Source organism: Pseudomonas sp. NFX71 (assembly GCF_048079215.1).
In the GTDB taxonomy this organism is placed as follows: domain Bacteria; phylum Pseudomonadota; class Gammaproteobacteria; order Pseudomonadales; family Pseudomonadaceae; genus Aquipseudomonas; species Aquipseudomonas fluorescens_B.
This window is the reverse complement of the sequence record NZ_CP182230.1, coordinates 1,279,003-1,305,165: the sequence shown is the minus strand read 5'-3', so window position 1 is coordinate 1,305,165 and position 26,163 is coordinate 1,279,003. Positions and strand designations below refer to the sequence as shown.

General features: G+C 60.1%; 26 protein-coding genes. 18 read left to right on the top strand and 8 right to left on the bottom strand.

The features are described from left to right. Position 1: 1 nt before the first annotated feature. On the top strand, positions 2-769 hold the full coding sequence (locus ACM1ZW_RS06085) for a DnaJ domain-containing protein (protein WP_017341109.1): 768 nt from the start codon (positions 2-4) through the stop codon (positions 767-769). Between the two features lie 69 nt (positions 770-838). Here ACM1ZW_RS06085 and ACM1ZW_RS06080 read toward each other — a convergent pair whose 3' ends face one another. Then, positions 839-1,828: an alpha/beta hydrolase family protein gene (locus tag ACM1ZW_RS06080; protein ID WP_416740309.1), complete on the bottom strand. Its 990-nt coding sequence runs from the start codon at positions 1,826-1,828 to the stop codon at positions 839-841. Between the two features lie 73 nt (positions 1,829-1,901). Between ACM1ZW_RS06080 and ACM1ZW_RS06075 the strand changes: the two genes are divergently transcribed. The 14 genes from ACM1ZW_RS06075 to ACM1ZW_RS06010 all read left to right on the top strand — a co-directional run bounded on the left by ACM1ZW_RS06075 (position 1,902) and on the right by ACM1ZW_RS06010 (position 17,731). Beyond that, positions 1,902-4,295: a PAS domain-containing sensor histidine kinase gene (locus ACM1ZW_RS06075; protein WP_017341107.1), complete on the top strand. Its 2,394-nt coding sequence runs from the start codon at positions 1,902-1,904 to the stop codon at positions 4,293-4,295. 103 nt (positions 4,296-4,398) lie between these two features. Then, positions 4,399-5,028 carry a response regulator transcription factor gene (locus ACM1ZW_RS06070; RefSeq protein WP_017341106.1) on the top strand — a complete coding sequence of 210 codons (630 nt, stop codon included), beginning with the start codon at positions 4,399-4,401 and terminating at the stop codon, positions 5,026-5,028. 280 nt (positions 5,029-5,308) lie between these two features. Then, positions 5,309-6,433 (top strand): ABC transporter ATP-binding protein, encoded by a 1,125-nt coding sequence (locus ACM1ZW_RS06065; protein WP_017341105.1) that lies wholly within the window; start codon positions 5,309-5,311, stop codon positions 6,431-6,433. Between the two features lie 44 nt (positions 6,434-6,477). Then, a complete protein-coding gene (locus ACM1ZW_RS06060; RefSeq protein ID WP_017341104.1) occupies positions 6,478-7,521 on the top strand; it encodes an ABC transporter substrate-binding protein in 1,044 nt (347 codons plus the stop codon). 196 nt (positions 7,522-7,717) lie between these two features. Then, positions 7,718-8,965: an ABC transporter permease gene (locus tag ACM1ZW_RS06055; protein WP_017341103.1), complete on the top strand. Its 1,248-nt coding sequence runs from the start codon at positions 7,718-7,720 to the stop codon at positions 8,963-8,965. A 12-nt stretch (positions 8,966-8,977) separates the two neighbouring features. Then, a complete protein-coding gene (locus ACM1ZW_RS06050) occupies positions 8,978-9,802 on the top strand; it encodes an ABC transporter permease (RefSeq protein WP_253552217.1) in 825 nt (274 codons plus the stop codon). A gap of 202 nt (positions 9,803-10,004) precedes the next feature. Next, positions 10,005-11,153 carry an iron-containing alcohol dehydrogenase gene (locus tag ACM1ZW_RS06045; protein ID WP_416740308.1) on the top strand — a complete coding sequence of 383 codons (1,149 nt, stop codon included), beginning with the start codon at positions 10,005-10,007 and terminating at the stop codon, positions 11,151-11,153. A gap of 79 nt (positions 11,154-11,232) precedes the next feature. Continuing rightward, positions 11,233-11,907 carry a ribulose-phosphate 3-epimerase gene (rpe, locus tag ACM1ZW_RS06040; protein WP_008035979.1) on the top strand — a complete coding sequence of 225 codons (675 nt, stop codon included), beginning with the start codon at positions 11,233-11,235 and terminating at the stop codon, positions 11,905-11,907. Further along, positions 11,904-12,722, top strand: a complete 819-nt coding sequence (locus tag ACM1ZW_RS06035) for a phosphoglycolate phosphatase (protein ID WP_017341100.1) — start codon at positions 11,904-11,906, stop codon at positions 12,720-12,722. The genes rpe and ACM1ZW_RS06035 overlap by 4 nt, the downstream gene beginning before the upstream one ends. 71 nt (positions 12,723-12,793) lie before the next feature. Next, positions 12,794-14,275 (top strand): anthranilate synthase component I, encoded by a 1,482-nt coding sequence (gene trpE, locus ACM1ZW_RS06030; RefSeq protein WP_416740307.1) that lies wholly within the window; start codon positions 12,794-12,796, stop codon positions 14,273-14,275. Positions 14,276-14,389: 114 nt separating this feature from the next. Then, a complete protein-coding gene (locus ACM1ZW_RS06025; protein WP_150634269.1) occupies positions 14,390-14,983 on the top strand; it encodes an aminodeoxychorismate/anthranilate synthase component II in 594 nt (197 codons plus the stop codon). Positions 14,984-14,992: 9 nt separating this feature from the next. Beyond that, entirely contained in the window at positions 14,993-16,042 is a 1,050-nt protein-coding gene (gene trpD, locus ACM1ZW_RS06020) for an anthranilate phosphoribosyltransferase (RefSeq protein WP_017341097.1), read from the top strand. Then, positions 16,039-16,875: an indole-3-glycerol phosphate synthase TrpC gene (gene trpC, locus ACM1ZW_RS06015; protein ID WP_017341096.1), complete on the top strand. Its 837-nt coding sequence runs from the start codon at positions 16,039-16,041 to the stop codon at positions 16,873-16,875. The genes trpD and trpC overlap by 4 nt, the downstream gene beginning before the upstream one ends. A gap of 154 nt (positions 16,876-17,029) precedes the next feature. Continuing rightward, positions 17,030-17,731, top strand: a complete 702-nt coding sequence (locus tag ACM1ZW_RS06010) for a lipoate--protein ligase family protein (protein ID WP_416740306.1) — start codon at positions 17,030-17,032, stop codon at positions 17,729-17,731. Here ACM1ZW_RS06010 and crp read toward each other — a convergent pair. Further along, positions 17,728-18,372 (bottom strand): cAMP-activated global transcriptional regulator CRP, encoded by a 645-nt coding sequence (gene crp, locus ACM1ZW_RS06005; RefSeq protein WP_017341094.1) that lies wholly within the window; start codon positions 18,370-18,372, stop codon positions 17,728-17,730. The two genes, ACM1ZW_RS06010 and crp, sit on opposite strands and share 4 nt — an antisense overlap. A gap of 230 nt (positions 18,373-18,602) precedes the next feature. Here crp and ACM1ZW_RS06000 point away from each other — a divergent pair, with 230 nt between their 5' ends. Both ACM1ZW_RS06000 and speD read left to right on the top strand, forming a co-directional pair. Next, positions 18,603-19,025 carry an OsmC family protein gene (locus tag ACM1ZW_RS06000; RefSeq protein WP_007941657.1) on the top strand — a complete coding sequence of 141 codons (423 nt, stop codon included), beginning with the start codon at positions 18,603-18,605 and terminating at the stop codon, positions 19,023-19,025. A 239-nt stretch (positions 19,026-19,264) separates the two neighbouring features. Further along, positions 19,265-20,059, top strand: coding sequence for an adenosylmethionine decarboxylase (gene speD / locus ACM1ZW_RS05995; protein ID WP_017341093.1), 795 nt, complete (start codon positions 19,265-19,267; stop codon positions 20,057-20,059). A gap of 100 nt (positions 20,060-20,159) precedes the next feature. Here speD and coq7 read toward each other — a convergent pair whose 3' ends face one another. The 6 genes from coq7 to hemJ all read right to left on the bottom strand — a co-directional run bounded on the left by coq7 (position 20,160) and on the right by hemJ (position 24,838). Beyond that, entirely contained in the window at positions 20,160-20,807 is a 648-nt protein-coding gene (gene coq7 / locus ACM1ZW_RS05990) for a 2-polyprenyl-3-methyl-6-methoxy-1,4-benzoquinone monooxygenase (protein WP_017341092.1), read from the bottom strand. A 258-nt stretch (positions 20,808-21,065) separates the two neighbouring features. Next, positions 21,066-21,404 carry a histidine triad nucleotide-binding protein gene (locus tag ACM1ZW_RS05985; protein WP_017341091.1) on the bottom strand — a complete coding sequence of 113 codons (339 nt, stop codon included), beginning with the start codon at positions 21,402-21,404 and terminating at the stop codon, positions 21,066-21,068. Between the two features lie 81 nt (positions 21,405-21,485). Then, complete coding sequence (locus ACM1ZW_RS05980) at positions 21,486-22,274, bottom strand: SDR family NAD(P)-dependent oxidoreductase (protein ID WP_017341090.1); 789 nt, start codon at positions 22,272-22,274, stop codon at positions 21,486-21,488. A gap of 62 nt (positions 22,275-22,336) precedes the next feature. Beyond that, entirely contained in the window at positions 22,337-23,314 is a 978-nt protein-coding gene (locus ACM1ZW_RS05975; RefSeq protein ID WP_017341089.1) for a DUF805 domain-containing protein, read from the bottom strand. A gap of 93 nt (positions 23,315-23,407) precedes the next feature. After that, on the bottom strand, positions 23,408-24,376 hold the full coding sequence (locus ACM1ZW_RS05970) for an NAD(P)H-dependent flavin oxidoreductase (protein WP_017341088.1): 969 nt from the start codon (positions 24,374-24,376) through the stop codon (positions 23,408-23,410). Between the two features lie 33 nt (positions 24,377-24,409). Further along, positions 24,410-24,838: a protoporphyrinogen oxidase HemJ gene (gene hemJ / locus ACM1ZW_RS05965; protein ID WP_017341087.1), complete on the bottom strand. Its 429-nt coding sequence runs from the start codon at positions 24,836-24,838 to the stop codon at positions 24,410-24,412. A 135-nt stretch (positions 24,839-24,973) separates the two neighbouring features. Between hemJ and argC the strand changes: the two genes are divergently transcribed. Further along, positions 24,974-26,008: an N-acetyl-gamma-glutamyl-phosphate reductase gene (gene argC / locus ACM1ZW_RS05960; RefSeq protein ID WP_416740305.1), complete on the top strand. Its 1,035-nt coding sequence runs from the start codon at positions 24,974-24,976 to the stop codon at positions 26,006-26,008. The last annotated feature ends 155 nt before the right edge of the window (positions 26,009-26,163 follow it).

Genomic DNA, 26,163 nt, shown 5'->3' with positions numbered 1-26,163 from the left:
CATGCTGTGGCCAGGGACTCTGATTGGAGCCGGAGCGGGCTTTGCCATCGCCAGCATTCCGGGGGCCATGCTCGGCGCGTTGTTGGGGCAGGCGCTGGATCGGCGTTTGAAACTGCAGAGCTGGGGGCATTTGCGCGAAGCGCTCGGTGGCCGTCCGGTGCTGCGTAACGATGAACTGCTTTTCGTGTTGCTGGGGCGGTTGGCCAAGTGTGACGGGCGGGTAGTCGAAGGTCATATTCAGCAGGCGCGTCAGGAAATGCAGGCGCTGGAAATGAGCGAGGTGGCAAAACGCCGGGCGATTATGGCATTCAACCGCGGCAAGTCGGGGCATGACCGGTTGCGCGGCTATCTGCGGCGCTTGAGTGCACAGCCCCATGCGGCGGAAGGTGTGTTGCGCGCCTGCTGGCGGATGATCTGGGCCGATGGCCACGCCGGTCATGCCGAGCGCGAGCTGATTGCCCAATGGGGTAAATGGTTGGGCTGGAGGTCGTATCAGGTGCAGGCATTGGCGGCGGATTATGAGCCGCATAAGCAAGCGCAAGTCAGCAATGCCATCACTTATCAGCAAGCGCTGCTGATACTGGGCGTGTCCGCCACCACCGAGCCGGCGCAGATCAAACGCGCTTATCGACGTCTGCTGAGTCGCCATCATCCAGACAAGATTGCCGGCAGCGGGGCGTCGGCGTTGCAGGTGCGCGAAGCAACAGACAAGACGCGCGAATTGCATACCGCCTACACGTTGATCCGTCAGCGGCGGGATTTTCGCTAGCCGGTGAGTTCTGTATCGACAGCACTGACGCCTTCGCGGGCTTGCTCGCGAAAGGCGCACCGCGGTTTATCAGTCCGCCGGCTGAGGATTCAACCAACCCCGCACCCGCCGCACCAACTGCTCCTGCTCAGCCTTGCTATTCCCCGGCAACGCCTTGAGTGATACCTGACTGAACGCCGAAGCCTTCAGACGCTTGCTGGCCTGCAAGCGTTCCAGCGCCGCGTTGCGGTCCAGCGGCTTGTCCATGTAGAAGATGTCGGCCGTCGGCAATTTAAGGGTCGGCGTCAATTCAGCCAGTTCGGGCTTTGCCGCAACGGGCGTCTGGGCGGCGACCATCGCGAATTTCTCGACTTGCGAGGGCTGCTTCTCACTCAGGTAACGTGCGGCCCAGTACGCGCCGGTGCCATGCCCGAGCACCACAATGCGGCGAGCGCTCTGTTGTTCGGCGTAGGCAATGGCCGCATCAATGCGTGCGAAGATTCGCTCGGCGTCGGCCTTGGCCTGCTCGTCGCCGGTTTCGGCGATGGCCTTGTCGACGACTTCCGCCTCACCGCCAGCCGCTTGCTCGATAGGGGCGGCGGTTGTCGAGTCCTTGCTGCCGACGTCAGGCGCCTTGGGTGTTGGCGCGACTTCGACGGTACGTGGCGCAATGGCATCGCTTTGCAGGTCGAGCAAGGTGATACTCAGGCTGCTCCACTCGGCGTCGGGCAGTTTGCGTCGCAGGGGGCTGATTGCTTGAGGCCAGTCAACGGTTTCGCCTGCGCCCGGGATGATAATCACCGCACCCTTGGGGTCAGCGGTATTGGCCGGCTTCCACAAGGCCAGAAAAGTGTCGCTGCCGGCCTGTAGCTGTTGTTGTTCCTGAGCGGGAATTTTTCGCTCAAGTGCTGTTGCTTCTTCCTGACTACGCTCAAGCAACGGCTGACGTTCGACCGGTTTTTCCTCTGCGGATTTTTCCGCGGCGGCGGGTGCGGGATCGGCGGCCTGGACGGAAAAGGCGCAAGGCAGGATCAGCGACAGGCACAATGCTGGCAGTGCCAGGCGGTAGACAGGGGGCATCGGATATTCCAGGCCAGAAGTTATTCCGGCAGCCTAATGGGTTGGTCAGTATTTGTCAGTGTGTGAGACTTCGATGAAGCGTTTTCGCTGCCTGTGGGTTATCGGCTGTTTGTGGTTTCCCTTGATGGGCTGGGCGGCGCCTGCGCCACCGACCCACGTCGCACAATTGTCCGCACGTCAGCAGGAGTGGTTGGCGCAGCATGGTGAATTGCGCGTCGGACTGGTGTTGCAAGTGCCCTATGCGCAATACGATCGCCGCTTGCAGCGGCTGTCCGGGGTCAACGTCGAGTTGATGAAGTGGCTGGCGAAGTCGCTCAAGGTCGAGCTCAGCTGGCGCAACTTTCCCGACCTCGCGCAGCTGGAGGCCGCCGCCCGTGAAGGTGAAATCGACCTCGCGCCGGGGCTGGCGCAAACCCCCGGTGGCCTGCGCCTGTGGCAGTTTTCCGACCCTTACATGCGGGTGCCGCAACTGGTGGTCAGCGACCAGAAGACGGCCGGCGGGGTGGAGCTGGAAAAACTCGACAGCCAGACCCGCGTTGCCGTGCGCATGCCCAGCGCCACCGCCGATTACCTGCGCAGTAATTACCCGCACCTGAACCTCCAGGGCGTCCCGATCGAACGCCAGGCCTTGCAACTGTTGCTGAGTCAGCAGGCCAGTTACGCCGTGGTCGACGAAGCACAGTTGGGGCGGCTGTCTGTCGAGCCGGAGTTCTCCGGGCTGGTAGTGGTCGGCGACATCGGTCTGCCGCAATTGCTGCGCGTGGCCACGCGGCGGGACTGGCCGGAACTCGCCGGCATTGTCGAAAGCGCGCTGCGAGCGATCCCGGCCAAGGATCTGGAGCAACTGCACAATCAATGGCTGCAACCCAAGTACCCGCGACTGACGGAGTCCCCGGGTTTCTGGCAGAACCTCAGTCTGCTGTTGGCGGTGCTGATGCTGAGCTGTATGGCGATCGTGTTCTGGCAGCGTCGGCAGCAGCACAGCCTGGAGCATCGTCTGTTAGCGGCGCGGGAAGACATTGCCTTGCGAGCCGCCAGTGAGGAAGCGTTGCGCCTCACGCAGTTTTCCATCGATCAGAGCACCGTCGGCATTCTCTGGGTCAACTGGGACAGCCATGTGCGCTATGCCAACCGGGCCGCCGAAACCATGCTCGGCTATCCGGCGGGCGGCATTATTGACCGACCGCTGATCGACTTCGAGCCCGGTCTGCACATGGACCGCTGGCTGAACCTGTGGAAACGCGCCCGCGCCAGCGAAGAAGGCCCGCAAAGTTTCGAAACCAATTGCCTGCGGGCCGATGGCAGCCTTTTGCCGACGGATGTGTCGTTGAGCTTCTTGCGTTTTCGCGACGGCGAATACCTGGTGGTCTACCTCAATGACGTGACGGAGCGCCGTCGCGCCCTGGCCGCGTTGCAGGAAAGCGAGGCACGCCTGCAAGGGATCGCCGCCAACGTGCCGGGATTGGTCTTTCGCCTGGAGCGGGCGCCGGTGACGGGGCAAATCGACTTTGCCTACATCAGCGAAGGCAGCGAGAGCCTGGTGGGTTATTCGCCGGCGACCCTGGCCCATCGCGACAAGGGGCTGCGCAGCCTGGTGCACCCGGACGACAAGGCCAGCTACCACCGGACGCAGGATCACGCCCTGGACACTGACAGCGACTGGTCCTGGCAGGGGCGGATTCTCACGCGTCAGGGCGAGCAGCGCTGGGCCGAGATCAAAGCCATCACTCGACGTCTCGAAGATGGCGCCTATGTCTGGGACGGCATCGTCTGGGACATCAGCGAGAGCAAGCGTATCGAACTGGAACTGGCCAGCTCCCGCGAGCAACTGCGTGAGTTGTCGGCGCATTTGGAGAGCGTGCGGGAAGAGGAAAAGGGCCGTATCGCCCGGGAAGTTCACGACGAGCTGGGTCAGATGTTGACCGTGTTGAAGCTGGAAACGTCCATGTGCGAATTGGCCTACGCCCAGCTCGACCCTGGTCTGAACGAACGATTGAATAGCATGAAGCGCTTGATCGCTCAGCTGTTCCAGCTGGTGCGCGATGTTGCTACGGCGCTGCGCCCACCGATTCTCGATGCCGGCATTGCCTCGGCCATCGAATGGCAGGCCCGACGCTTCGAGGCGCGCACGCAGATTCCATGTCTGGTGCAGGTGCCGGACAACTTGCCGGTGCTCAGTGATGCCAAGGCGATTGGCCTGTTCCGGATCCTTCAGGAGGCGCTGACCAATGTCATGCGCCATGCCCAGGCGCATACTGTCGAACTGACGTTGGCGCTGGAAGGTGACGAGTTGTGCCTGACCGTCAGCGATGATGGCGTAGGATTTGTCCCTGCTAGCGGAAGGCCGACATCCTTTGGGGTTGTCGGTATGCGCGAGCGGGTGTTGATCATGGGTGGGCAGTTGTCGCTTGAAAGTGAGCCGGGTGAGGGCACGACCCTGAGTGTGCGCGTGCCGCTGGACCGCTAAAAGATTGCAGCCTTCGGCAGCTCCTGCGCTGAGCGCCTACCCCTGTAGGAGCTGTCGAAGGCTGGGATCTTTTGGCGACAAGGCAATTATTGAGGAGAGGCAAGTGATCCGTGTACTGGTAGCCGAAGACCACACCATCGTTCGCGAAGGCATTAAACAATTGATCGGCCTGGCCAAGGATTTGCTGGTAGTGGGGGAGGCGAGCAATGGTGAGCAGTTGCTCGAGACCTTGCGCCATGTTCCCTGCGAAGTGGTGTTGCTGGATATCTCCATGCCTGGGGTCAATGGCCTGGAAGCAATCCCACGGATCCGTGCGTTGAACAATCCGCCCGCAATCCTGGTGTTGTCGATGCACGACGAGGCGCAAATGGCTGCGCGGGCCTTGAAGGTCGGTGCTGCAGGCTACGCAACCAAGGACAGCGACCCCGCGCTGCTGCTGACGGCGATCCGCAAAGTCGCGGCGGGCGGGCGTTACATCGACCCGGAGCTGGCCGACCGCATGGTCTTCGAAGTCGGCCTGACCGATTCGCGGCCGCTGCATTCATTGTTGTCGGAGCGTGAATTCTCGGTGTTCGAACGCCTGGCCCAGGGCGCCAACGTCAACGAAATCGCCCAGCAACTGGCCTTGAGCAGCAAGACCATCAGCACCCACAAGGCGCGGCTGATGCAGAAACTCAACATCACCTCCTTGGCCGAACTGGTGAAGTACGCGATGGAGCACAAGCTCCTCTGAAAACTGTTCGCGATCACCCGCAGGAGCTGTCGAAGGGACTATGTCGGCATGTCCATTTGCGACATGCCTCCAGCGCCGCTTTTACCGGTTCTTGCGGTTTGCAGCTCACCGCCTGTCGCTATCCCGAATCGACATATCCATCCCCGCCATCCTTGTAGGGCAATCCCTACCCCCAACCTTCCATCCGGCTGAGGCGATTCTCTCCTGCGCCCCGATTTGCGTGGTCACCAGCGTCCACTAGGCTTAGCCCACAGCAGTCATCAACAACAAAGGTGTGGGTATGAGCCAGGTCGATTCAAACGCAGGGGCCAGCGACATTCTGGTCAGCTTTCGTGGAGTGCAGAAGAGCTACGACGGCGAGAACCTGATCGTCAAAGACCTCAACCTGGATATTCGCAAAGGCGAGTTCCTCACCTTGCTAGGGCCGTCCGGCTCGGGCAAGACCACCAGCCTGATGATGCTCGCCGGTTTCGAAACGCCAACCGCCGGCGAAATTCTCCTGGCCGGGCGTGCCATCAACAACGTGCCGCCGCACAAGCGCGACATCGGCATGGTGTTCCAGAACTACGCATTGTTCCCGCACATGACCGTCGCCGAGAACCTCGCGTTTCCGCTGACCGTGCGCGGCTTGAACAAGAGCGATGTCAGTGACCGGGTCAAACGTGTCCTGAGCATGGTTCAGCTCGACACCTTCGCCCAGCGCTATCCGGCGCAACTGTCCGGCGGTCAGCAACAGCGTGTGGCTTTGGCCCGTGCGCTGGTGTTCGAGCCGCAACTGGTGTTGATGGACGAACCCCTCGGCGCACTCGACAAACAACTGCGCGAACACATGCAGATGGAAATCAAACACCTGCACCAGCGCCTCGGCGTGACCGTGGTCTACGTGACCCACGATCAGGGCGAAGCGTTGACCATGTCCGACCGCGTGGCCGTGTTCCATCAGGGCGAAATCCAGCAGATCGCCCCGCCACGCAGCCTCTACGAAGAACCGAAGAACACCTTCGTCGCCAACTTCATCGGCGAGAACAACCGTCTCAATGGCCGTCTGCACAGCCAGACCGGCGACCGTTGCGTGGTCGAGCTCGGTCGCGGTGAAAAGGTTGAAGCGCTGGCGGTCAACGTCGGCAAGACCGGCGAACCCGTCACGCTGTCGATTCGTCCGGAACGCGTGAGCCTCAATGGTTCGAGCGAGTCCTGCGTCAACCGCTTCTCAGGGAGGGTGGCGGAATTCATCTATCTGGGCGACCACGTCCGGGTTCGCCTGGAAGTCTGTGGCAAGACCGACTTCTTCGTGAAACAACCGATTGCCGAGCTCGATCCCGCGCTCGCTGTTGGCGACGTGGTACCGCTTGGCTGGCAAGTCGAACACGTTCGCGCGCTCGACCCACTTTTAGAGGCGAACTGATCGCCCCCTGCTTCAACCAACCCTGCACGTGGAGAGAACAATAAATGTTGAGATCCCTGAAATTCACCGCCCTGGTCATGGGCATGATGGGTGCGGCACACGCGATGGCGGCGGGCCCGGACCTGACCGTGGTGTCCTTTGGCGGGGCGAACAAGGCTGCGCAGGTCAAAGCCTTCTACGCACCGTGGGAAGCGGCGGGTAACGGCAAGATTGTCGCCGGCGAGTACAACGGCGAGATGGCCAAGGTCAAAGCCATGGTCGACACCAAGAGCGTGTCCTGGGACCTGGTGGAAGTTGAATCGCCAGAATTGTCCCGTGGTTGCGACGAAGACATGTTCGAGCAACTCGACCCGGCGCTGTTCGGTAAGACCGAAGATTACGTCAAAGGCGCTATCCAGCCTTGCGGCGTGGGTTTCTTCGTGTGGTCGACCGTGTTGGCCTACAACGCCGACAAGCTGAAAAGCGCACCAACCAGCTGGGTGGATTTCTGGGACACCAAGAAATTCCCGGGCAAGCGTGGCCTGCGTAAAGGCGCCAAGTACACCCTGGAATTTGCTCTGATGGCCGACGGCGTTGCGCCGAAGGACGTCTACAAAGTGCTGGCCGGCAAAGACGGTCAGGACCGCGCGTTCAAAAAGCTCGATGAGCTCAAACCAAGCATTCAGTGGTGGGAAGCTGGCGCACAACCGCCGCAGTACCTCGCTTCCGGTGACGTGGTCATGAGCTCGGCCTACAACGGACGGATTGCAGCGGTACAGAAAGAAAGCAATCTGAAAGTCGTGTGGAACGGCGGTATCTACGACTTCGACGCATGGGCGATTCCAAAAGGCCTGGACAAGGCACGTGCTGAAGCGGCGAAGAAATTCATCGCGTTCTCGGTACAACCACAGCAGCAGAAGACTTATTCGGAAAACATCGCTTACGGCCCGGCCAACACCCAGGCTGTTCCGTTGCTGGCCAAGGATGTCCTGAAAGACATGCCTACCACTCCGGAAAACATCGCCAACCAGGTGCAGATCGACGTCAGCTTCTGGGCTGACAACGGCGAGCAACTGGAACAGCGCTTCAATTCCTGGGCTGCGAAGTAAGCAGAGGGCTCGCCCTCCTGTGAGGGCGAGCTTTTGTGGCGAGGGAGCTTGCTCCCGCTTGAGTGCGCAGCACTCACAGAATTAGCCGTTTTCAGCAGAATTTTGGGGCCGCTTCGCAGCCCAGCGCGAGCAAGCTCGCTCGCCACACCAGTTCGCTCCCACTTCAACGAATGATCAAAGATTTCCGGAGTACGCCATGGCCACCGCCATTCCCCTGAACGCGGGCACTGACCCCACCTTGAAGCAGCGGCTCAAGCACGCCGAGCGGATCAATCGCTGGAAGGCCCAGGCCTTGATCGCGCCGCTGGTGCTGTTTCTGTTGCTGGTGTTCCTGGTGCCGATCGTGGCGCTGCTCTACAAAAGCGTGGGCAACCCGGAAGTGGTCGGCGGCATGCCGCGCACCGTGGCGGCCATTGCCGGTTGGGACGGCCGCGGCCTGCCCGCTGAACCGGTGTACAAAGCGGCCAGCGAAGACCTCGCTGAAGCACGCAAGAATCAGACCTTGGGCGACCTGTCCAAGCGCTTGAACATGGAGTTGGCCGGCTACCGCAGCCTGCTGACCAAAACCGCCCGCGCCTTGCCGTTCGCCACCGAACCGGCCTCTTATAAAGAAGCGCTGGAAGGTCTCGACGAACGCTGGGGCGACCCGGCCTACTGGCAAGCGGTTCGTCGCAACACCAGCAATATCACGCCGTACTACCTGCTGGCAGCGGTCGATCACCGCATCGACGACCTCGGCGAAATCGCCCCGGCCACGCCCGATCAGGCAATCTACCTCGACATCTTCGCCCGGACCTTCTGGATGGGCCTGATCATCACCACCATTTGCCTGGTACTCGCCTATCCATTGGCCTACCTGTTGGCAAACCTGCCATCGCGCCAAAGCAACCTGCTGATGATCCTGGTGCTGCTGCCGTTCTGGACCTCGATTCTGGTGCGGGTTGCCGCGTGGATCGTGCTGCTGCAATCAGGCGGTTTGATCAATAGCGGCCTGATGGCCATGGGCATCATCGATAAACCGCTGGAGCTGGTGTTCAACCGCACCGGGGTCTACATCTCGATGGTGCACATCCTGCTGCCGTTCATGATTCTGCCGATCTACAGCGTCATGAAAGGCATCTCGCCGACCTACATGCGCGCCGCGATTTCCCTCGGCTGCCACCCGTTCGCCAGCTTCTGGCGGGTCTACTTCCCGCAGACCTATGCGGGTGTCGGTGCCGGTTGCCTGTTGGTGTTCATCCTCGCCATCGGCTACTACATCACCCCGGCGTTGCTGGGCAGCCCGAACGATCAGATGGTCAGCTATTTCGTCGCCTTCTACACCAACACCAGCATCAACTGGGGCATGGCGACTGCGCTCGGTGGGCTGTTGCTGTTGGCGACCGTGGTGCTTTATCTGATTTACAGCTGGCTGGTGGGCGCCAGTCGCCTGCGCCTGAGCTAAGGGGAGAATGAAATGCTGAGTCCTTATATGTCGCCCATCGAACGGGTGTGGTTCTACAGCTTGCGGATTCTCTGCGGCTTGATTCTGTTGTTCCTGATTCTGCCGGTGCTGGTGATCATTCCGCTGTCGTTCAACTCGGGCAGTTTCCTGGTGTACCCGCTGCAAGGATTCTCGTTGCACTGGTATCAGGATTTCTTCGCCTCGGCGGAATGGATGCGCGCATTGAAGAACAGCATCATCGTCGCCCCGGCAGCGACCGTGCTGGCGATGATCTTCGGTACGCTGGCGGCGATTGGCTTGACCCGCGGCGACTTCCCGGGCAAGCCGCTGGTGATGGCGCTGGTGATTTCGCCGATGGTGGTGCCGGTGGTGATCATTGGTGTGGCCAGCTATTTGTTCTTTGCACCGCTGGGTCTGGGCAACAGCTTCTTCTCGCTGATCGTGGTGCACGCGGTGCTGGGTGTGCCGTTCGTGATTATCACGGTGTCGGCGACGTTGCAGGGTTTCAACCAGAACCTGGTGCGGGCCGCCGCAAGTCTGGGGGCGTCGCCGCTGACCGCGTTCCGTCGCGTGACCTTGCCGCTGATTGCGCCCGGCGTGATCTCCGGCGCGCTGTTTGCCTTTGCGACCTCGTTCGATGAGGTGGTGGTGACGCTGTTTCTCGCCGGTCCCGAGCAGGCAACCTTGCCACGGCAGATGTTCAGCGGTATCCGCGAAAACCTCAGCCCGACCATTGCCGCCGCGGCAACGCTGCTGATTGCGTTCTCGGTGATCCTGCTGCTGACCCTGGAATGGCTGCGTGGCCGCAGCGAAAAACTGCGTACCGCGCAGGTCTGACGCGGCCCGTGTAGGAGCTGCCGTAGACTGCGATCTTTTGATCTTGAACATCAAAGTCAAAAGATCGCAGCCTGCGGCAGCTCCTACGGTTTGATTTGTATGGTTTCGGGATCTCTATTCATTCATCTGCTGAATAGCAGACAAACCCCAATCCCCAGCTACTATTGTGCCCAGCTCCCCTATCTATAAGAGGCTGCGCACGATGAGTCTTTCCTCTTTCAAAATCGCCCACAAACTGATCACCGGCGCGGCTGCCATCGAGCAACTGTCCGCCGAACTCACGCGCCTGGATATCGACAACCCGCTGATCGTCACCGACGCCGCGCTCGTCAAGTCCGGTACGGTCGCGCTGGCGCTGGCCCAGCTGGGTGATCGGAGCTACGAGATTTTCGACCGTGTGTTGCCGGACCCGGAAATCGCCATCGTCGAAGACTGCATGCGCGTTTACCGTGAAGGCGGGCATGACGGGCTGATCGGTCTGGGCGGCGGCAGTGCGATCGACATTGCCAAAAGCGTCGCGGCCTACGCCGGTTACCACGGCGAGCTGGAAGATCTGTTCGGCATCGACCAGGTGCCACGCAAAGGCCCACCGCTGATCGCCATCCCGACTACCGCCGGCACCGGCTCGGAAGTGACCAACGTCGCGATCCTTTCCGACAAGGTTGCGCAGTTGAAAAAGGGCATCGTCAGCGACTATCTGTTGCCGGACGTGGCGCTGGTCAGCCCGCAAATGACCCTGACATGCCCGCGCAGCGTCACCGCCGCCAGTGGCGTCGACGCGCTGGTGCACGCCATCGAGTCTTATTTGTCCCTCAATGCTTCAGCCATTACCGACGCACTGGCCATCGGCGCGATCAAGTTGATCACCAAAGCGTTACCCAAGGCCTACGCGAACCCCTCCAATCTGCAGGCGCGCGAGGACATGGCCACCGCCAGCCTGATGGCGGGGATGGCATTCGGCAATGCCGGCGTCGGCGCGGTGCATGCGCTGGCGTATCCGCTGGGCGGTCGTTTCAACATCGCCCACGGTGTCAGTAACGCCTTGTTGCTGCCGTATGTCATGACCTGGAACAAAATGGCCTGCGTCGAGCGCATGCAGGATATTGCCGAAGCCATGGGGGTGAAGACCGCTCATCTGAGCGCCAATGACGCCGCGGACAAAGCCGTCGAGGCGATGACCGCATTGTGCGCCGCCGTGGAAATCCCGCCGGGCCTGCGCAGTTTCGGCGTCCCCGAGGATGCGATCCCGGCCATGGCCGTGGAAGCGGCGGGGATCGAGCGGCTGATGCGCAATAATCCGCGCAAATTTAGCGCGATTGATATCGAGAAGATCTACCGCGCGGCTTACTGATTATCGCGTCACGGTGCGCGCGTCAAAGCATGAGGTATACAATGCGCGCCATCGTGATTCTGCTCAGAAAAGGTGCGTCATGCAGCCCTTCGTAATTGCTCCGTCGATTCTCTCCGCCGACTTCGCCCGCCTGGGGGAGGAAGTGGACAACGTTCTGGCCGCCGGCGCCGACTTCGTGCACTTCGATGTCATGGACAACCACTACGTGCCGAACCTGACCATCGGCCCGATGGTCTGCGCCGCACTGCGCAAGTACGGCGTGACCGCGCCGATCGACGCGCACCTGATGGTCAGCCCGGTGGACCGCATCGTCGGTGACTTCATCGAAGCCGGCGCGACCTACATCACCTTCCACCCGGAGGCGACGCAGCACGTCGACCGTTCCCTGCAACTGATCCGCGAGGGCGGCTGCAAGTCGGGCCTGGTGTTCAACCCGGCGACCCCGCTGGACGTGCTCAAGTACGTGATGGACAAGGTCGACATGATTCTGCTGATGAGCGTCAACCCGGGCTTCGGCGGGCAGAAATTCATCCCCGGCACCCTCGACAAACTGCGCGAAGCTCGTGCATTGATCGATGCCTCGGGCCGTGACATCCGCCTGGAAATCGACGGCGGCGTGAACGTGAACAACATTCGTGAAATCGCGGCGGCTGGCGCTGACACCTTCGTGGCCGGCTCGGCGATCTTCAATGCGCCGAACTACCAGGAAGTCATCGAGAAGATGCGTTCCGAACTGGCGCTGGCCCGCCCATGAGCGGCTTTGAGCAGCTGTTCCCGGGGCGTCTGCCACGGCTGGTGATGTTCGATCTGGACGGCACGCTGGTCGATTCGGTCCCAGACCTCGCCGCGGCGGTGGATAACATGCTGCTCAATCTCGGGCGTCGGCCTGTCGGCATCGAATCGGTGCGTGACTGGGTCGGTAACGGCGTGCAGATGCTGGTGCGCCGGGCCCTGGCCAATCACATCGACGCCGAGGGTGTCGATGAGGTCGAAGCCGAACATGCCCTGGAATTGTTCAACGGCTTTTATGAGGACGGTCACGACCTGACGGTGGTTTACCCCGGCGTGCGTGACACCCTCAAGTGGCTGAACAAACAAGGCGTGGAAATGGCCCTGATCACCAACAAGCCGGAGCGCTTCGTCGCGCCGTTGCTGGATCAGATGAAGATCGGCCGCTATTTCAAATGGATCATCGGCGGCGACACCCTGCCGCAGAAGAAACCCGACCCGGCCGCGCTGTTTTTCGTGATGAAAATGGCCAACATTCCGGCGTCGCAATCGTTGTTCGTCGGTGACTCGCGCAGCGATGTGCTGGCGGCGAAAGCGGCGGGGGTCAAATGTGTGGCGCTCAGTTACGGCTACAACCATGGCCGGCCGATTGCCGAAGAGTCACCGGCGCTGGTCATCGACGACCTGCGCAAGCTAATTCCCGGTTGCCTGGATCCGGCCGCTGAGATAACGTTGGCCGACGCTGTTCAACCCCCTTCTGGAAACGCCATCGTGGTGGTCACTCGCAAACTCTGGATGAAAGTCATCAAGGCCCTGGCCCGCTGGCGTTGGCGCGCCTGACTTGTTCCTGGCCGGTTTACCGGCGCGTTTGCATACCTGACTGTTAGCACCTCAAGCCACGAGGCTACCCCATGATCCGCGAAGAATTCCTGCGTTTGGCCGCTGCTGGCTATAACCGCATCCCGCTTGCCTGCGAAACCCTGGCCGACTTCGACACGCCGCTGTCGATCTACCTGAAACTGGCTGACGAACCCAATTCCTACCTGCTCGAATCGGTGCAGGGCGGGGAGAAATGGGGCCGTTACTCGATCATCGGCCTGCCGTGCCGCACCGTGCTGCGGGTTCATGACCATCACGTCAGCGTGACCCATGATGGCGTCGAGATCGAAAGCCATGAGGCGGAAGATCCGCTGGCCTTCGTTGAAGAGTTCAAGGACCGCTACAACGTACCGACCATCGCCGGCCTGCCGCGCTTCAACGGTGGCCTGGTGGGTTACTTCGGCTACGACTGCGTGCGTTATGTGGAGAAGCGTCTGGGCAAGTGCCCGAACCCGGATCCGCTGGGCGTACCGGACATTCTGCTGATGGTGTCCGATGCGGTGGTGGTGTTCGACAACCTCGCCGGCAAGATGCACGCGATTGTCCTGGCCGACCCGTCGCAGGACGATGCCTTCGAGCAAGGTCAGGCGCGCCTGGAAGAGCTGCTGGAAAAACTCCGCCAGCCGATCACCCCACGCCGCGGCCTGGATTTCAGCAAGCAGCAATCGGCTGATCCAGTGTTCCGCTCCAGTTTCACCCAGGACGATTACGAAAAAGCCGTCGACACCATCAAGGAATACATCCTGGCCGGTGACTGCATGCAGGTCGTGCCGTCCCAGCGCATGTCGATCGACTTCAAGGCTGCGCCGATTGATTTGTACCGGGCGCTGCGCTGCTTCAACCCGACGCCTTACATGTACTTCTTCAACTTCGGCGACTTCCACGTCGTCGGCAGTTCGCCGGAAGTGCTGGTGCGGGTCGAGGACAACCTGATCACCGTGCGCCCGATCGCCGGCACGCGTCCGCGCGGGGCCAACGAAGAAGCCGATCTTGCACTGGAAAAAGACCTGCTGTCCGACGACAAGGAAATTGCCGAGCACTTGATGCTGATCGACCTGGGTCGTAACGACACCGGTCGCGTCTCGGAAATCGGTTCTGTGAAACTCACCGAGAAAATGGTCATCGAGCGTTATTCCAACGTGATGCACATCGTGTCCAACGTCACTGGCCAACTGAAGGCCGGGCTGACGGCGATGGACGCATTGCGGGCAATCCTGCCGGCGGGCACCTTGTCCGGCGCGCCGAAGATTCGCGCGATGGAAATCATCGACGAACTGGAACCGGTCAAGCGTGGCGTCTACGGCGGCGCGGTCGGTTACTTCGCCTGGAACGGCAACATGGACACCGCGATTGCCATTCGCACCGCGGTGATCAAGAACGGCGAACTGCACGTGCAGGCCGGTGGCGGCATCGTCGCCGACTCGGTGCCGGCGCTGGAATGGGAAGAAACCCTGAACAAGCGCCGTGCAATGTTCCGTGCAGTCGCCCTGGCTGAACAAACCCCGGAAAGCTGACCGATGAACGTGCCCCGTATGCCATGCCGCTTTGCCTGACAAAGCGCTGGACGCTGCGGGTCGCTCATTCGAAGGCAGTCTTTATAGTCAGTGAATTCAAGAGGTTCTCAAGCCATGTTGCTGATGATCGATAACTACGACTCTTTTACTTACAACGTTGTGCAGTACCTGGGCGAGCTCGGGGCCGAGGTCAAAGTCGTGCGCAACGATGAACTCACCATTGCCGAAATCGAAGCCCTCAATCCTGAGCGGATCGTGGTTTCACCGGGTCCTTGCACGCCGACCGAAGCCGGTGTCTCGATTGACGTGATCAAGCATTTTGGCGGCAAATTGCCGATTCTGGGTGTGTGCCTCGGCCATCAGTCCATCGGCCAGGCGTTTGGTGGCGACGTAGTCCGCGCCCGTCAGGTGATGCACGGCAAGACCAGCCCGGTTTTCCACGAAGACAAAGGTGTGTTCGAAGGCCTGAATCATCCGCTGACGGTTACGCGCTATCACTCGTTGATCGTCAAGCGCGAAACCCTGCCGGATTGTCTGGAACTGACCGCCTGGACCCAGCTTGAAGACGGCTCGGTCGACGAAATCATGGGCCTGCGTCACAAGACGTTGAACATCGAAGGTGTGCAGTTCCACCCTGAGTCTATCCTGACTGAGCAGGGCCACGAGCTGTTCGCCAACTTCCTCAAACAAACCGGCGGCACGCGCTAAGGACTTCCCATGAATATCAAGACAGCCCTGAGCCGAATCGTCGATCACCTCGACCTCAGCACCGAAGAGATGCGCGATGTGATGCGCGAAATCATGACCGGGCAGTGTTCGGATGCGCAGATCGGCGCGTTCATGATGGCCATGCGCATGAAGAGCGAAAGCATCGACGAGATCGTCGGCGCCGTGTCGGTCATGCGCGAGCTGGCGGACAAGGTCGACCTCAAGACCCTCGACGGCGTCGTCGATGTGGTCGGCACCGGCGGTGACGGGGCCAACATTTTCAACGTCTCGACGGCGTCTTCCTTCGTGGTGGCCGCGGCCGGTTGCACCGTGGCCAAGCACGGTAACCGTGCGGTGTCGGGCAAAAGCGGCAGCGCCGATCTGCTGGAAGCAGCGGGCATCTACCTGAACCTGACCCCGGTTCAGGTAGCGCGCTGCATCGACAACGTCGGCATCGGCTTCATGTTTGCCCAGACTCATCACAGTGCCATGAAGTACGCCGCCGGTCCGCGCAAGGATCTTGGTTTGCGTACCCTGTTCAACATGCTTGGCCCGCTTACGAATCCGGCCGGCGTGAAACATCAGGTGGTGGGCGTGTTCAGCCAGGCGCTGTGCCGGCCGTTGGCTGAAGTCTTGCAGCGTTTGGGCAGCAAGCACGTGTTGGTGGTGCACTCGAAGGATGGCCTGGACGAGTTCAGCCTGGCCGCGCCGACCTACGTGGCGGAATTGAAGAATGACCAGATCACCGAGTATTGGGTCGAACCCGAAGATTTGGGCATGAAGAGTCAGAGCCTGCACGGCCTGGCGGTGGAAAGCCCGGCCGCTTCGCTCGAGCTGATTCGCGATGCCCTCGGCAAACGCAAGACCGAGAGCGGTCAGAAGGCTGCCGAGATGATCGTGCTCAATGCCGGTGCCGCGCTATACGCCGCTGACCTGGCAAGCAGTTTGAAAGAAGGCGTTGCCCTGGCGCACGATGCGCTGCACACAGGCCTCGCCCGGGAAAAACTTGAGGAGTTGGGTGCATTTACCGCGGTATTCAAAGTGGAGAATGAGGGATGAGTGTACCGACGGTTCTGGAAAACATTCTGGCGCGCAAAGTCCAGGAAGTCGCCGAGCGTAGCGCTCGCGTGAGTCTGGCGGAGCTGGAAAGTCTGGCCAAGGCGGCCGATGCACCCCGTGGTTTTGCCAAGGCATTGATCGCGCAGGCCAAGCTGAAACAGCCGGCGGTCATTGCTGAAATCAAGAAAGCTTCGCCAAGCAAAGGCGTTATTCGCGAGAACTTCGTTCCTGCCGACATCGCCAAAAGCTACGAGAAGGGCGGCGCAACCTGCCTCTCGGTGCTCACCGATATCGATTATTTCCAGGGCGCCGATGCGTATCTGCAGCAGGCCCGGGCGGCGTGCAAACTGCCGGTGATCCGCAAGGATTTCATGATCGATCCGTACCAGATCGTCGAAGCCCGTGCATTGGGCGCTGACTGCGTGCTGTTGATCGTTTCCGCGCTGGACGACGTGAAGATGGCCGAGCTGGCGGCGGTGGCGAAAAGCGTCGGCCTCGATGTGCTGGTGGAAGTCCACGATGGCGACGAGCTGGAGCGGGCCTTGAAAACCCTCGACACGCCGCTGGTCGGCGTGAACAACCGCAACCTGCACACCTTCGACGTCAGCCTCGAAACCACCCTGGACCTGTTGCCGCGGATTCCGCGCGATCGTTTGGTGATCACTGAGAGCGGCATCCTCAATCGGGCCGATGTCGAACTGATGGAAATCAGCGACGTGTATGCGTTCCTGGTGGGCGAAGCGTTCATGCGCGCCGAAAGCCCGGGCACCGAGCTGCAGCGTCTGTTCTTCCCAGAGCGTGGTACGGCGGTGAGTGGTTCTACACTCGACTGAGTACAGATAGACAAGCCGCGGCGCCCCTTTCGCGAGCAAGCCCGCCCCCCACATCAGACCGCGCCGTACAGACAACGCCGATCTAATGTGAGAGCGGGCTTGCTCGCGAAGGGAGCTCCAATTCCCCACGACTTCATGTCTTAAGGAGTTGTTCATGTTCAAACCGACTTCACTGACTGTCGAGGCTGGTCTCCTGGCCGAACAGGATCTATTGGCCTCAGTCTGCACCGGCGACTCGGAATTCGGTCTGCTGTTCTGGCAGCCAAGTGACAAAGCGCTGGTCATGCCACGCCGCTTGAATCGTCTGCCCAACTTCGAAGCCGCCTGCGAGGTATCTGCCGCTGCAGGCTGGCCAGTACTGTTGCGCGAAACCGGCGGCGAGCCAGTGCCGCAATCGGCATCAACCATCAACATCGCGCTGGTCTACGCGCCGCCACGCAGGGAGGGCGACCAGAATCGTATCGAAAGCGCCTATCGCCGACTCTGCGGCCCGATCTGTCAGTTGCTGGATGAACTGGGCGGCGTTTCGTCGTTGGGCGAAGTGGACGGCGCGTTTTGCGACGGACGCTTCAACGTCAACCTCGACGGACGCAAGATGGTCGGCACCGCACAGCGCTGGCGCCAGAGCAAGGGTGGTTCACGACCGGTCGGGTTGGTGCACGGCGCCTTGTTGCTGGATAACGAGCGCGAATCGATGGTCGCGGCGGTCAATCGCTTCAACGAGGCGTGCGGTCTGGAACAGCGGGTTCGTGCCGAGAGCCACATCGCCTTGCATGAAAAGTTTGCGGCGCCCGATGCATTGGAACGTATCGACGCGCTCTATCGCCAGTTGCTGGCAGACATGTTCAAGGTTTAGCGCGTACCGAAGACCACCATGGTCTTGCCTTTGACGTCGACCAGGTTGCGCTCTTCCAGGTCTTTGAGCACGCGACCGACCATTTCCCGGGAACACCCGACAATCCGCCCGATTTCCTGACGAGTCACCTTGATCTGCATGCCATCAGGGTGGGTCATCGCATCGGGCTGTTTGCACAATTCCAGCAGGCAACGGGCAACGCGGCCAGTCACGTCGAAAAATGCGAGGTCGCCGACCTTGCGTGTGGTGTTGCGCAGGCGCTGTGCGATTTGTCCGCTGAGTACGTAAAGAATGTCTGGATCCTGCTGGGACAACTCGCGAAATTTCGCGTAGCTGATTTCCGCGACTTCGCACTCGATCTTGGCGCGCACCCAGGCGCTGCGCTCCTGTTCCAGGCCGGCCTGTTCAAACAGACCCAGCTCCCCGAAAAAGTCCCCGGCGTTCAGGTAGGCGATGATCATTTCACGGCCGTCGTCATCCTCGATCAGAATGGTGACCGAGCCTTTGATGATGAAGAACAGCGTCTCCGAGCGATCACCGGCGCAAATGATGTTGCTCTTGGCCGCATAACGACGGCGCTGGCAATGCATCAACAGCTTGTCGACGTTCTTGATTTTGGGTGTAGGGGCAATAGCAACCATGGTTGTATCCCGAAAAGACTGCACGGTGTGTTTGGTTTTTTTATGAGGCACTGAGGTCGGAGCGAAGCTGGCTATGCGCCAGCGAATTGGCGCCAGCTTACCAGACACTTCCTGCAATATTCGAGAATTTACCTACAAAGCCGGTGGTTATGTCTTAGGACGGCGAGCGCTGTCAATCCAAGGCCCTGTGCTAAGCTGGCGACCCTTTTTTAGACAGTGGAGTCTTGGTGATGAAGGCACGCATCCAATGGGCTGGCGAAGCCATGTTCCTCGGCGAATCCGGCAGCGGTCATGTCGTGGTCATGGACGGTCCGCCCGATGCCGGTGGTCGTAACCTGGGTGTCCGGCCGATGGAAATGCTCCTGCTGGGTGTCGGCGGTTGCAGCAATTTCGATGTGGTCAGCATTCTCAAGAAGTCCCGTCAGGCCGTCGAAAGCTGCGAAGCCTTCCTCGAAGCCGAGCGTGCGACCGAGGACCCGAAGGTCTTCACCAAGATCCACATGCATTTCGTGGTCAAGGGCCGCGGGCTGAAAGAAGCCCAGGTCAAACGCGCCATCGAGTTGTCTGCCGAGAAGTATTGCTCGGCGTCGATCATGCTCGGCGCGGCCGGTGTTGCGATTACCCACGACTACGAAATCATCGAACTCGGTTGAATCGACATTCAACTATCATAAAAGCAGTGCAGACTCTGGCGATCCCAAGCTGACGTCTGCATAATGCGCCACTTTTTTCAGGGTAGTGGTCCGTCAGCCGACCGGCCGCTCGCCCGAACAGACAACCAAAATCGCCATCGCGAAGAGGTGTTAACCGTCCTACGCAGGTGCGTCGTTCGCATCTGACGGGCATGCTTGATCACGCGGCCCGGGCCGCAATACATAGAGAGTTTTTAACGGTGAAAAGCAAACTCAAGCTCCACGGGTTCAATAACCTGACAAAGACCTTGAGCTTCAACATCTATGACATCTGCTACGCGGAAACCCCGCAAGACCAGCAGGCTTACGTCGAGTACATCAATGAAGAGTACAACGCGAAACGCCTGACGCAGATCCTCACGGAAGTTGTCGATATCATTGGTGCCAACATCCTGAACATCGCCAGTCAGGACTACGATCCGCAAGGCGCCAGCGTCACGATTCTGATCTCTGAAGAGCCGGTGACCCCGACCGACAGCCAGATCGAAGAATCCCCGGGCCCGTTGCCCGAGATTATCCTGGCCCACCTCGACAAGAGCCACATCACGGTGCACACCTACCCGGAAATCCATCCGGACGACGGCATTGCAACCTTCCGTGTGGACATTGACGTGTCGACCTGTGGCGTCATTTCACCGCTCAAAGCGCTCAACTTCCTGATTCACCAGTTCGATTCGGACATTGTGACCGTGGATTATCGTGTGCGCGGTTTCACCCGTGACGTCGAAGGCAACAAGCACTTCATCGATCACGAGATCAACTCGATTCAGAACTACCTCTCCGACGACACCCGCGACGCGTACCAGATGACCGACGTGAACGTGTACCAGGAAAACCTGTTCCACACCAAAATGCTGTTGAAGAACTTCGAACTGGATAACTACCTGTTCGGTGATGCGACCAACAGCCTGTCCCCTGAGCAGCGTGCTCAAGTGACCGACCGTGTGAAACACGAAATGCTCGAAATCTTCTACGCGCGCAACATGCCGACCTAAGACTTTGAACACAAAAAAAGGCGACTACCTCACGGCAGTCGCCTTTTTTGTGTCTTGCCCCTGTAGGAGCAACAAGCTTGCGCCTACAAAAAATCTGAAATCAGATCCGATAAGTACTCTTGGTCATCACCTTGGCCATCAAGCTCATCCCGAACTTCACCGGCGCCGGAAAACGAAAGCCCCCAGCCTCCAACGCACTTTCGGCATGGTGCTCTTCATCAATCCGCATTTGCTCAAGTATCGCCCGGGACTTTTCGTCCTCGGCCGGCAACTGCTCAAGATGTTCATTCAAATGCTTGCATACCTGATGCTCCGTTGCCGCAACGAACCCCAGGCTGACCTTGTCGCTGATCAACCCGGCTACCGCACCAATCCCGAATGACATGCCATAGAACAGCGGATTGAGAATGCTGGTGTGGCTGCCCAACTGCTTGATGCGTTGCTCGCACCAGACCAGGTGGTCAATTTCTTCTTCAGCGGCATGTTCCATGGCCGCGCGCACCTGCGGCAACTTGGCGGTCAGGGCCTGACCCTGATACAGCGCCTGGGCGCAGACTTCGCCGGTGTGGTTGATACGCATCAAACCGGCAACGTGCCGGGTGTCTTCGTCGCTCATTTGCGTTTCCGGCTGCACGATCGCGGGAGACGGACGGTACGGCTGGCCACTGAAGGGCAGCAGGGTACGCATCGCAGCATCGGCTTGCAGCAGAAGACGGTCAATCGGCGAGTAGTGACGTTGGGTAGTCATGCTGACCTCCGGGAAGAATCTCGGCGGCCAGTTTACCCCAATCGGCCAGGGAAGGTTTGCGCTGGGTCATGAGCCGGGATGAAGGGCGTGGCGGGACAGGTTTCTGTGGCGAGAGAACTTGCTCCCGTCCGACTGCGAAGCAGTCGCAATGAAGGCTGATTTGTTTTTCCTGATAAGTCGGGGGCTCAGGTTTCAGGGCCGCTACGCAGCCCCGCGGGAGCAAAAGCTCCCTCACCACAAACACCCGCAGAGCTGCAATCAACCCGGCGGCCAATGCATCTGGCGTTGACCCAGTACGTGCATATGAATGTGGTAAACAGTCTGTCCGCCTTCTTCATTGCAGTTCATGACAACGCGAAAACCTTTCTCGCAACCCAGTTCCTTTGCCAGGCGCTGGGCAGTGAACAGGATATGCCCGGCCAATGCCTTGTCGTCCTCGGTGAGGTCGTTGAGGGTGCGCACCGGTTTCTTCGGGATCACCAGAAAATGCACCGGTGCCTGTGGGGCGATGTCGTGGAAGGCCAGTACCTGGTCGTCCTCGTAAATGATCTTCGCCGGGATTTCCCGGTTGATGATCTTGGTGAACAGAGTATCCACAGCTGTTTTCTCCGTTATTTGGTCTGGCCTGAGTGTACTCATGGGTGATCCCCGCGCCCAGCCTTTTGCCCTGAAGCTTGATCAGCGCGGGCAATAGGCCTTGTTGACCATGCCTGTGAGGGTCCTGATCAACCAGCGTGAGCCAAGCCGTGGCAGGAAAGCGAGCCAGCGGTTCAGCCGGCCCGGAATAATGATGGCGCGATTCTTTTCCAGAGCCCGCACCGTATACAGCGCGACTTCCTCGGGGCTCATCAACAGTTTGCTTCGGACCAGTTTGTCGCTGTCCAACTGCGCGGTGCGGAAAAACGCGGTGCGGGTCGGACCGGGGCAGAGTACGGAAACCTTGACCGCGCATTTCTTCAGCTCGACGCGCAACCCTTCGGAGAAGTGCAGCACATAGGCTTTGCTGGCGTAGTAAGTGCTCATCCAGGGGCCGGGATGGAAGGCCGCGACCGAAGCGACATTCAGGATCTGTCCGCCACCCTGCAACGCCATGCTGTTACCGATGGCATGACACAGGCGGGTCAGGGCCAGGATGTTCACTTCGATCAGGTCTTGCTCGGTCATCCAGTCCTGCGCCAGGAAAGGGCCGCAGGTGCCGATGCCGGCGCAGTTCACCAGCAGGTCGATCTGCCGGTCACCTTCTTCCAGTTCCAGCAGAAACCCGGACAGGCGCAGTGGCTCGCCGAGGTCGCAGGCGCGGAATAACACCTCCACGCCAAAACGTTGGGTCAGTTCAATTGCAATACTTTCCAGCTGATCACGTTGTCGGGCCACCAGAATCAGGCTGCGGCCACGGCGGGCCAGCGCTTCGGCCATCGCCAGGCCGATGCCGCTGGAAGCGCCAGTGATCAGAGCGTAACGGGTCATGCAGTTCTCCATCGCAACGGCTCCGCGCCGGCGACGCAGGTGTCACGGGCGGGGAGCGCTGTTCATTCTTTCGCAGAGTCTACAGGGGCCGGGGCTTCTTCGGCTTCATCGTCTGTGGAATCCGGTACTTGTTCCGCCTCTTCGGCGGGCTCGGCTTCCACTTCGTCGGTGGTTACCGAGCCGCTGTCATAGCTGGTTTCGGCCGCGTTTTCGTATTCTTGCTGGATTGCACTGAAGCCACCCGCCAACAGACCAACAAAGCCGAGGGCAATGACCACGACCCACAGCGAAGACAGCACTTTGACTGCCGTGGTGTTCGGCGGTGGTGGAGGGCCGTAGCGATTGGCGATGTTGGTGCCTGGCACGCACATGATCACGAACGGAAAGAAACTGCCCACGAATGGCACGAGATTCAGCAACCAGAGCCAGCCGGACCAGCCAATGTCGTGCAGCCGTTGAACGCTGATCTGAATGCTGACGACTGCGATGGCGATGCACAGGAAAAATGCCACCAGGCCTCCGACAATCAGGCCTGCGGTGGAATCGCTGCTGATCAGGGCGATGGCGAAAATCGCCACGACCGACCCGATACCGAGCATGACCAGCGTCAGGACCATGGTCCAGGCAAGATAACGCAAACGGCCGATGCGTCCTTCGACGCTGAATGGCTTGAGCGTGGCGAACTGCGGCAAGCTTTCACCAACGGTGGCCCGCGGCGGTGCGTAGGGAGACTCGGGGTCTGCGAATACTGGTTGGCTGCTTACGGCGGCGTGGTGTTGAACATCGTCCAGGTTCAGTTCAATCGAGGGTTCGGCTTCGATACGGGCATCGATGCCGGTTTTCGTCAGCGCCTGAAGGTAGGTTTGCGCCTCTGTCTGCGACAGGTTTTGCTTGAGCGTTACGGTCTGCCCGGTGAACAGCCGTTCGATGGCCGCCACTTCGCTTTTGTACAACGCCGCCAGATTGAGTTTGGCGGTGGTGATCTCAACGCCCGGCAGCAGAGCGCCGTCGAATACGATCTTGAAACGGTTGTCGCTCATTGCGAGGCATCCTTGTCGCGAGTGTTTGAATAGTTAAGGTGCTGCGATCACGGAGTGTAAGGCCAGCCGCGGATGGCTGGCCAAATTTTCCTGTCAGCGTGGCCAGCGTTTCGGCAGTTGTGCCGCCAGTTCCAGCGCCTTGCGGTATTCAGCGTCCAGCCGGGCGACCAATTGATCCACGCTCGGCAAATCATCGATTTCTCCGACGCCCTGGCCGGCGGACCACACGGTTTTCCAGGCCTTGGCTTCATCGCTCAATGGCTTGAGCTTGGAGCCGAAATTGACCTCGCCCTTGTTTTGCAGCGCCGCCATGTCGAAACCGGCCGCTTCCAGGCTCTGACGCATAAAACTCGCCGGTACGCCCGACACGGCCGGTGTATGGATGATGTCTGCCGCTCTGGCGTTCAGCAGCATCTCTTTGTAGGCGTCAGGCGCATGACTTTCAGCGGTGCCGATAAATCGTGTACCGAAGTAGGCCAGATCCGCACCGAGCAATTGTGCCGCGAGTATCTCGTGGCCATGGTTGAGGCAGCCGGCCAGCAGCAGCGTCTTGTCGAAGAACTGGCGGATTTCGGCAATCAGCGAAAACGGGCTCCAGGTTCCCGCGTGTCCGCCGGCGCCCGCGGCCACGGCAATCAAGCCATCAACGCCCGCTTCGGCGGCTTTCTCTGCGTGGCGTCGGGTCGTTACGTCATGGAAGACCAGGCCTCCATAACCGTGGACGGCATCGACCAGTTCTTTCACGGCGCCGAGGCTGGTGATCACGATCGGCACCTTGTGCTCGATGCAGATGTCCAGGTCCGCCTGCAGCCGCGGATTACTGTTGTGGACGATCAGGTTCACGGCATAGGGCGCGGGGTTGTCCAGTGTCGCCAGGCCAGCCTCGATTTCTTCCAGCCAGGCTTTGAAACCGCTGCTCTCGCGCTGGTTCAGCGCGGGAAAGCTGCCCACTACGCCATTACGGCAGCAGGCGAGTACCAGTTGTGGATTGGAAATCAGGAACATCGGCGCTGCCACGACGGGCAGGCGCAAACGTTGTTCGAGCAAAGCGGGCAGCGACATTGGAAGTACCCCGGTGAGTGGTGCCGATTGAAGTTAGAACGGCCGAACGACGACCAGAATTACGATAGCCAGCAATATCAGAACCGGCACTTCATTGAACCAGCGATAAAAGACATGGCTGCGGGTGTTCTCGCCACGGGCAAAACGTTTCACCTGCGCGCCGCACATGTGGTGGTAGCCGATCAGGATGACCACCAGCGTCAATTTGGCGTGAATCCAGGCGCCTTGACTGAATATGCTTGGGTTCAGCGCAATCAGTGCAATACCGAAAATCAGCGTGGCGATCATCGCCGGGCCCATGATGCCGCGGTACAGCTTGCGCTCCATCAGGCTGAAGCGTTCTTTGCTGACAGCGTCTTCGCTTTGGGCGTGATAGACGAACAGGCGCGGCAAGTAAAACAGGCCGGCAAACCAGCAGACCATGCTGATGATGTGAAGCGCTTTGAGCCACAGATAAAGCATTTTTAGTTATTCCCAGGTTCACGGTAGCGAAGATAGTAGAGGGTAGAGCGTCCGCACGTCACCTTGCCGGTTGTCGCAGGACGATACGGGCCCTATTATCGACGGCTTTCCAGTGGGTTCGTTGAGGGCAGGTTTATGGTCAAGGTCGGTATCGTCGGCGGCACGGGTTACACCGGTGTCGAACTGCTGCGTCTGTTGGCGCAGCATCCGCAGGCAGAAGTGGTGGTGATCACTTCCCGATCCGAGGCCGGTCTGGCCGTGGCTGACATGTACCCGAACCTGCGCGGTCATTACGATGGCCTGGCCTTCAGCGTTCCGGACATCAAGACCCTGGGCGCCTGCGACGTGGTGTTCTTCGCCACGCCTCACGGTGTCGCCCATGCGCTGGCCGGTGAACTGCTGGCGGCCGGGACCAAGGTCATCGACCTGTCGGCAGACTTCCGTCTGCAAGACGCTGACGAATGGGCCAAGTGGTACGGCCAGCCGCACGGTGCGCCGCAGCTGCTGGAAGAAGCGGTCTACGGCTTGCCGGAAGTCAATCGCGAGCAAATCAAACAGGCGCGCCTGATCGCCGTGCCAGGTTGCTACCCGACCGCTACGCAACTGGGCTTCCTGCCATTGCTCGAAGCCGGCCTGGCCGATACCACTCGCTTGATCGCTGACTGCAAATCCGGCGTCAGCGGTGCCGGTCGTGGCGCTTCCGTAGGTTCGCTGTACTCCGAGACATCGGAAAGCATGAAGGCCTACGCCGTCAAAGGTCACCGTCACTTGCCGGAAATTCGCCAGGGTCTGCGTCGCGCAGCAAGCAAGGACGTCGGGCTGACTTTCGTTCCGCACCTGACCCCGATGATTCGCGGCATCCACTCGACACTCTATGCGACGGTCGTGGATCGCTCGGTGGATCTGCAGGCGCTGTTTGAAAAGCGTTATGCCAACGAGCCGTTCGTTGATGTGATGCCGGCAGGCAGCCATCCGGAAACCCGCAGCGTACGCGGTGCCAACGTCTGCCGTATCGCCGTGCATCGTCCGCAGGACGGTGATCTGGTGGTGGTGTTGTCGGTAATCGATAACCTGGTCAAAGGCGCGTCGGGTCAGGCAGTGCAGAACCTGAACATCCTGTTTGGACTGGATGAGCGTCTGGGCCTGTCCCACGCCGGCATGTTGCCGTAAGGTTTATCCCGCTCAGTAAAAAGGCCCGTCGAACGGGCCTTTTTGCATTTCCTGCCGGCAATCGGGTTTATTGATATACCGTAACAATAGTTGACCAATTTTCTAGGAGAAGCGGATAATGCGCGTCATCACGCATTATGGCGGCGTAACGCCGG

What these genes read in the sequence shown, in the direction of transcription:
- crp (WP_017341094.1), bottom strand. Translation starts at nt 18,372, where the DNA reads ATGGTTGCTATTGCCCCTACACCCAAAATCAAGAACGTCGACAAGCTG.
- ACM1ZW_RS06045 (WP_416740308.1), top strand. Translation starts at nt 10,005, where the DNA reads ATGAGTCTTTCCTCTTTCAAAATCGCCCACAAACTGATCACCGGCGCG.
- ACM1ZW_RS06035 (WP_017341100.1), top strand. Translation starts at nt 11,904, where the DNA reads ATGAGCGGCTTTGAGCAGCTGTTCCCGGGGCGTCTGCCACGGCTGGTG.
- ACM1ZW_RS06000 (WP_007941657.1), top strand. Translation starts at nt 18,603, where the DNA reads ATGAAGGCACGCATCCAATGGGCTGGCGAAGCCATGTTCCTCGGCGAA.
- ACM1ZW_RS06075 (WP_017341107.1), top strand. Translation starts at nt 1,902, where the DNA reads ATGAAGCGTTTTCGCTGCCTGTGGGTTATCGGCTGTTTGTGGTTTCCC.
- trpC (WP_017341096.1), top strand. Translation starts at nt 16,039, where the DNA reads ATGAGTGTACCGACGGTTCTGGAAAACATTCTGGCGCGCAAAGTCCAG.
- ACM1ZW_RS06050 (WP_253552217.1), top strand. Translation starts at nt 8,978, where the DNA reads ATGCTGAGTCCTTATATGTCGCCCATCGAACGGGTGTGGTTCTACAGC.
- rpe (WP_008035979.1), top strand. Translation starts at nt 11,233, where the DNA reads ATGCAGCCCTTCGTAATTGCTCCGTCGATTCTCTCCGCCGACTTCGCC.
- hemJ (WP_017341087.1), bottom strand. Translation starts at nt 24,838, where the DNA reads ATGCTTTATCTGTGGCTCAAAGCGCTTCACATCATCAGCATGGTCTGC.
- trpE (WP_416740307.1), top strand. Translation starts at nt 12,794, where the DNA reads ATGATCCGCGAAGAATTCCTGCGTTTGGCCGCTGCTGGCTATAACCGC.
- ACM1ZW_RS06065 (WP_017341105.1), top strand. Translation starts at nt 5,309, where the DNA reads ATGAGCCAGGTCGATTCAAACGCAGGGGCCAGCGACATTCTGGTCAGC.
- ACM1ZW_RS05980 (WP_017341090.1), bottom strand. Translation starts at nt 22,274, where the DNA reads ATGACCCGTTACGCTCTGATCACTGGCGCTTCCAGCGGCATCGGCCTG.
- coq7 (WP_017341092.1), bottom strand. Translation starts at nt 20,807, where the DNA reads ATGACTACCCAACGTCACTACTCGCCGATTGACCGTCTTCTGCTGCAA.
- ACM1ZW_RS06080 (WP_416740309.1), bottom strand. Translation starts at nt 1,828, where the DNA reads ATGCCCCCTGTCTACCGCCTGGCACTGCCAGCATTGTGCCTGTCGCTG.
- ACM1ZW_RS05975 (WP_017341089.1), bottom strand. Translation starts at nt 23,314, where the DNA reads ATGAGCGACAACCGTTTCAAGATCGTATTCGACGGCGCTCTGCTGCCG.
- ACM1ZW_RS06025 (WP_150634269.1), top strand. Translation starts at nt 14,390, where the DNA reads ATGTTGCTGATGATCGATAACTACGACTCTTTTACTTACAACGTTGTG.
- ACM1ZW_RS05970 (WP_017341088.1), bottom strand. Translation starts at nt 24,376, where the DNA reads ATGTCGCTGCCCGCTTTGCTCGAACAACGTTTGCGCCTGCCCGTCGTG.
- ACM1ZW_RS06055 (WP_017341103.1), top strand. Translation starts at nt 7,718, where the DNA reads ATGGCCACCGCCATTCCCCTGAACGCGGGCACTGACCCCACCTTGAAG.
- ACM1ZW_RS06010 (WP_416740306.1), top strand. Translation starts at nt 17,030, where the DNA reads ATGTTCAAACCGACTTCACTGACTGTCGAGGCTGGTCTCCTGGCCGAA.
- ACM1ZW_RS06060 (WP_017341104.1), top strand. Translation starts at nt 6,478, where the DNA reads ATGTTGAGATCCCTGAAATTCACCGCCCTGGTCATGGGCATGATGGGT.
- ACM1ZW_RS06085 (WP_017341109.1), top strand. Translation starts at nt 2, where the DNA reads ATGCTGTGGCCAGGGACTCTGATTGGAGCCGGAGCGGGCTTTGCCATC.
- argC (WP_416740305.1), top strand. Translation starts at nt 24,974, where the DNA reads ATGGTCAAGGTCGGTATCGTCGGCGGCACGGGTTACACCGGTGTCGAA.
- trpD (WP_017341097.1), top strand. Translation starts at nt 14,993, where the DNA reads ATGAATATCAAGACAGCCCTGAGCCGAATCGTCGATCACCTCGACCTC.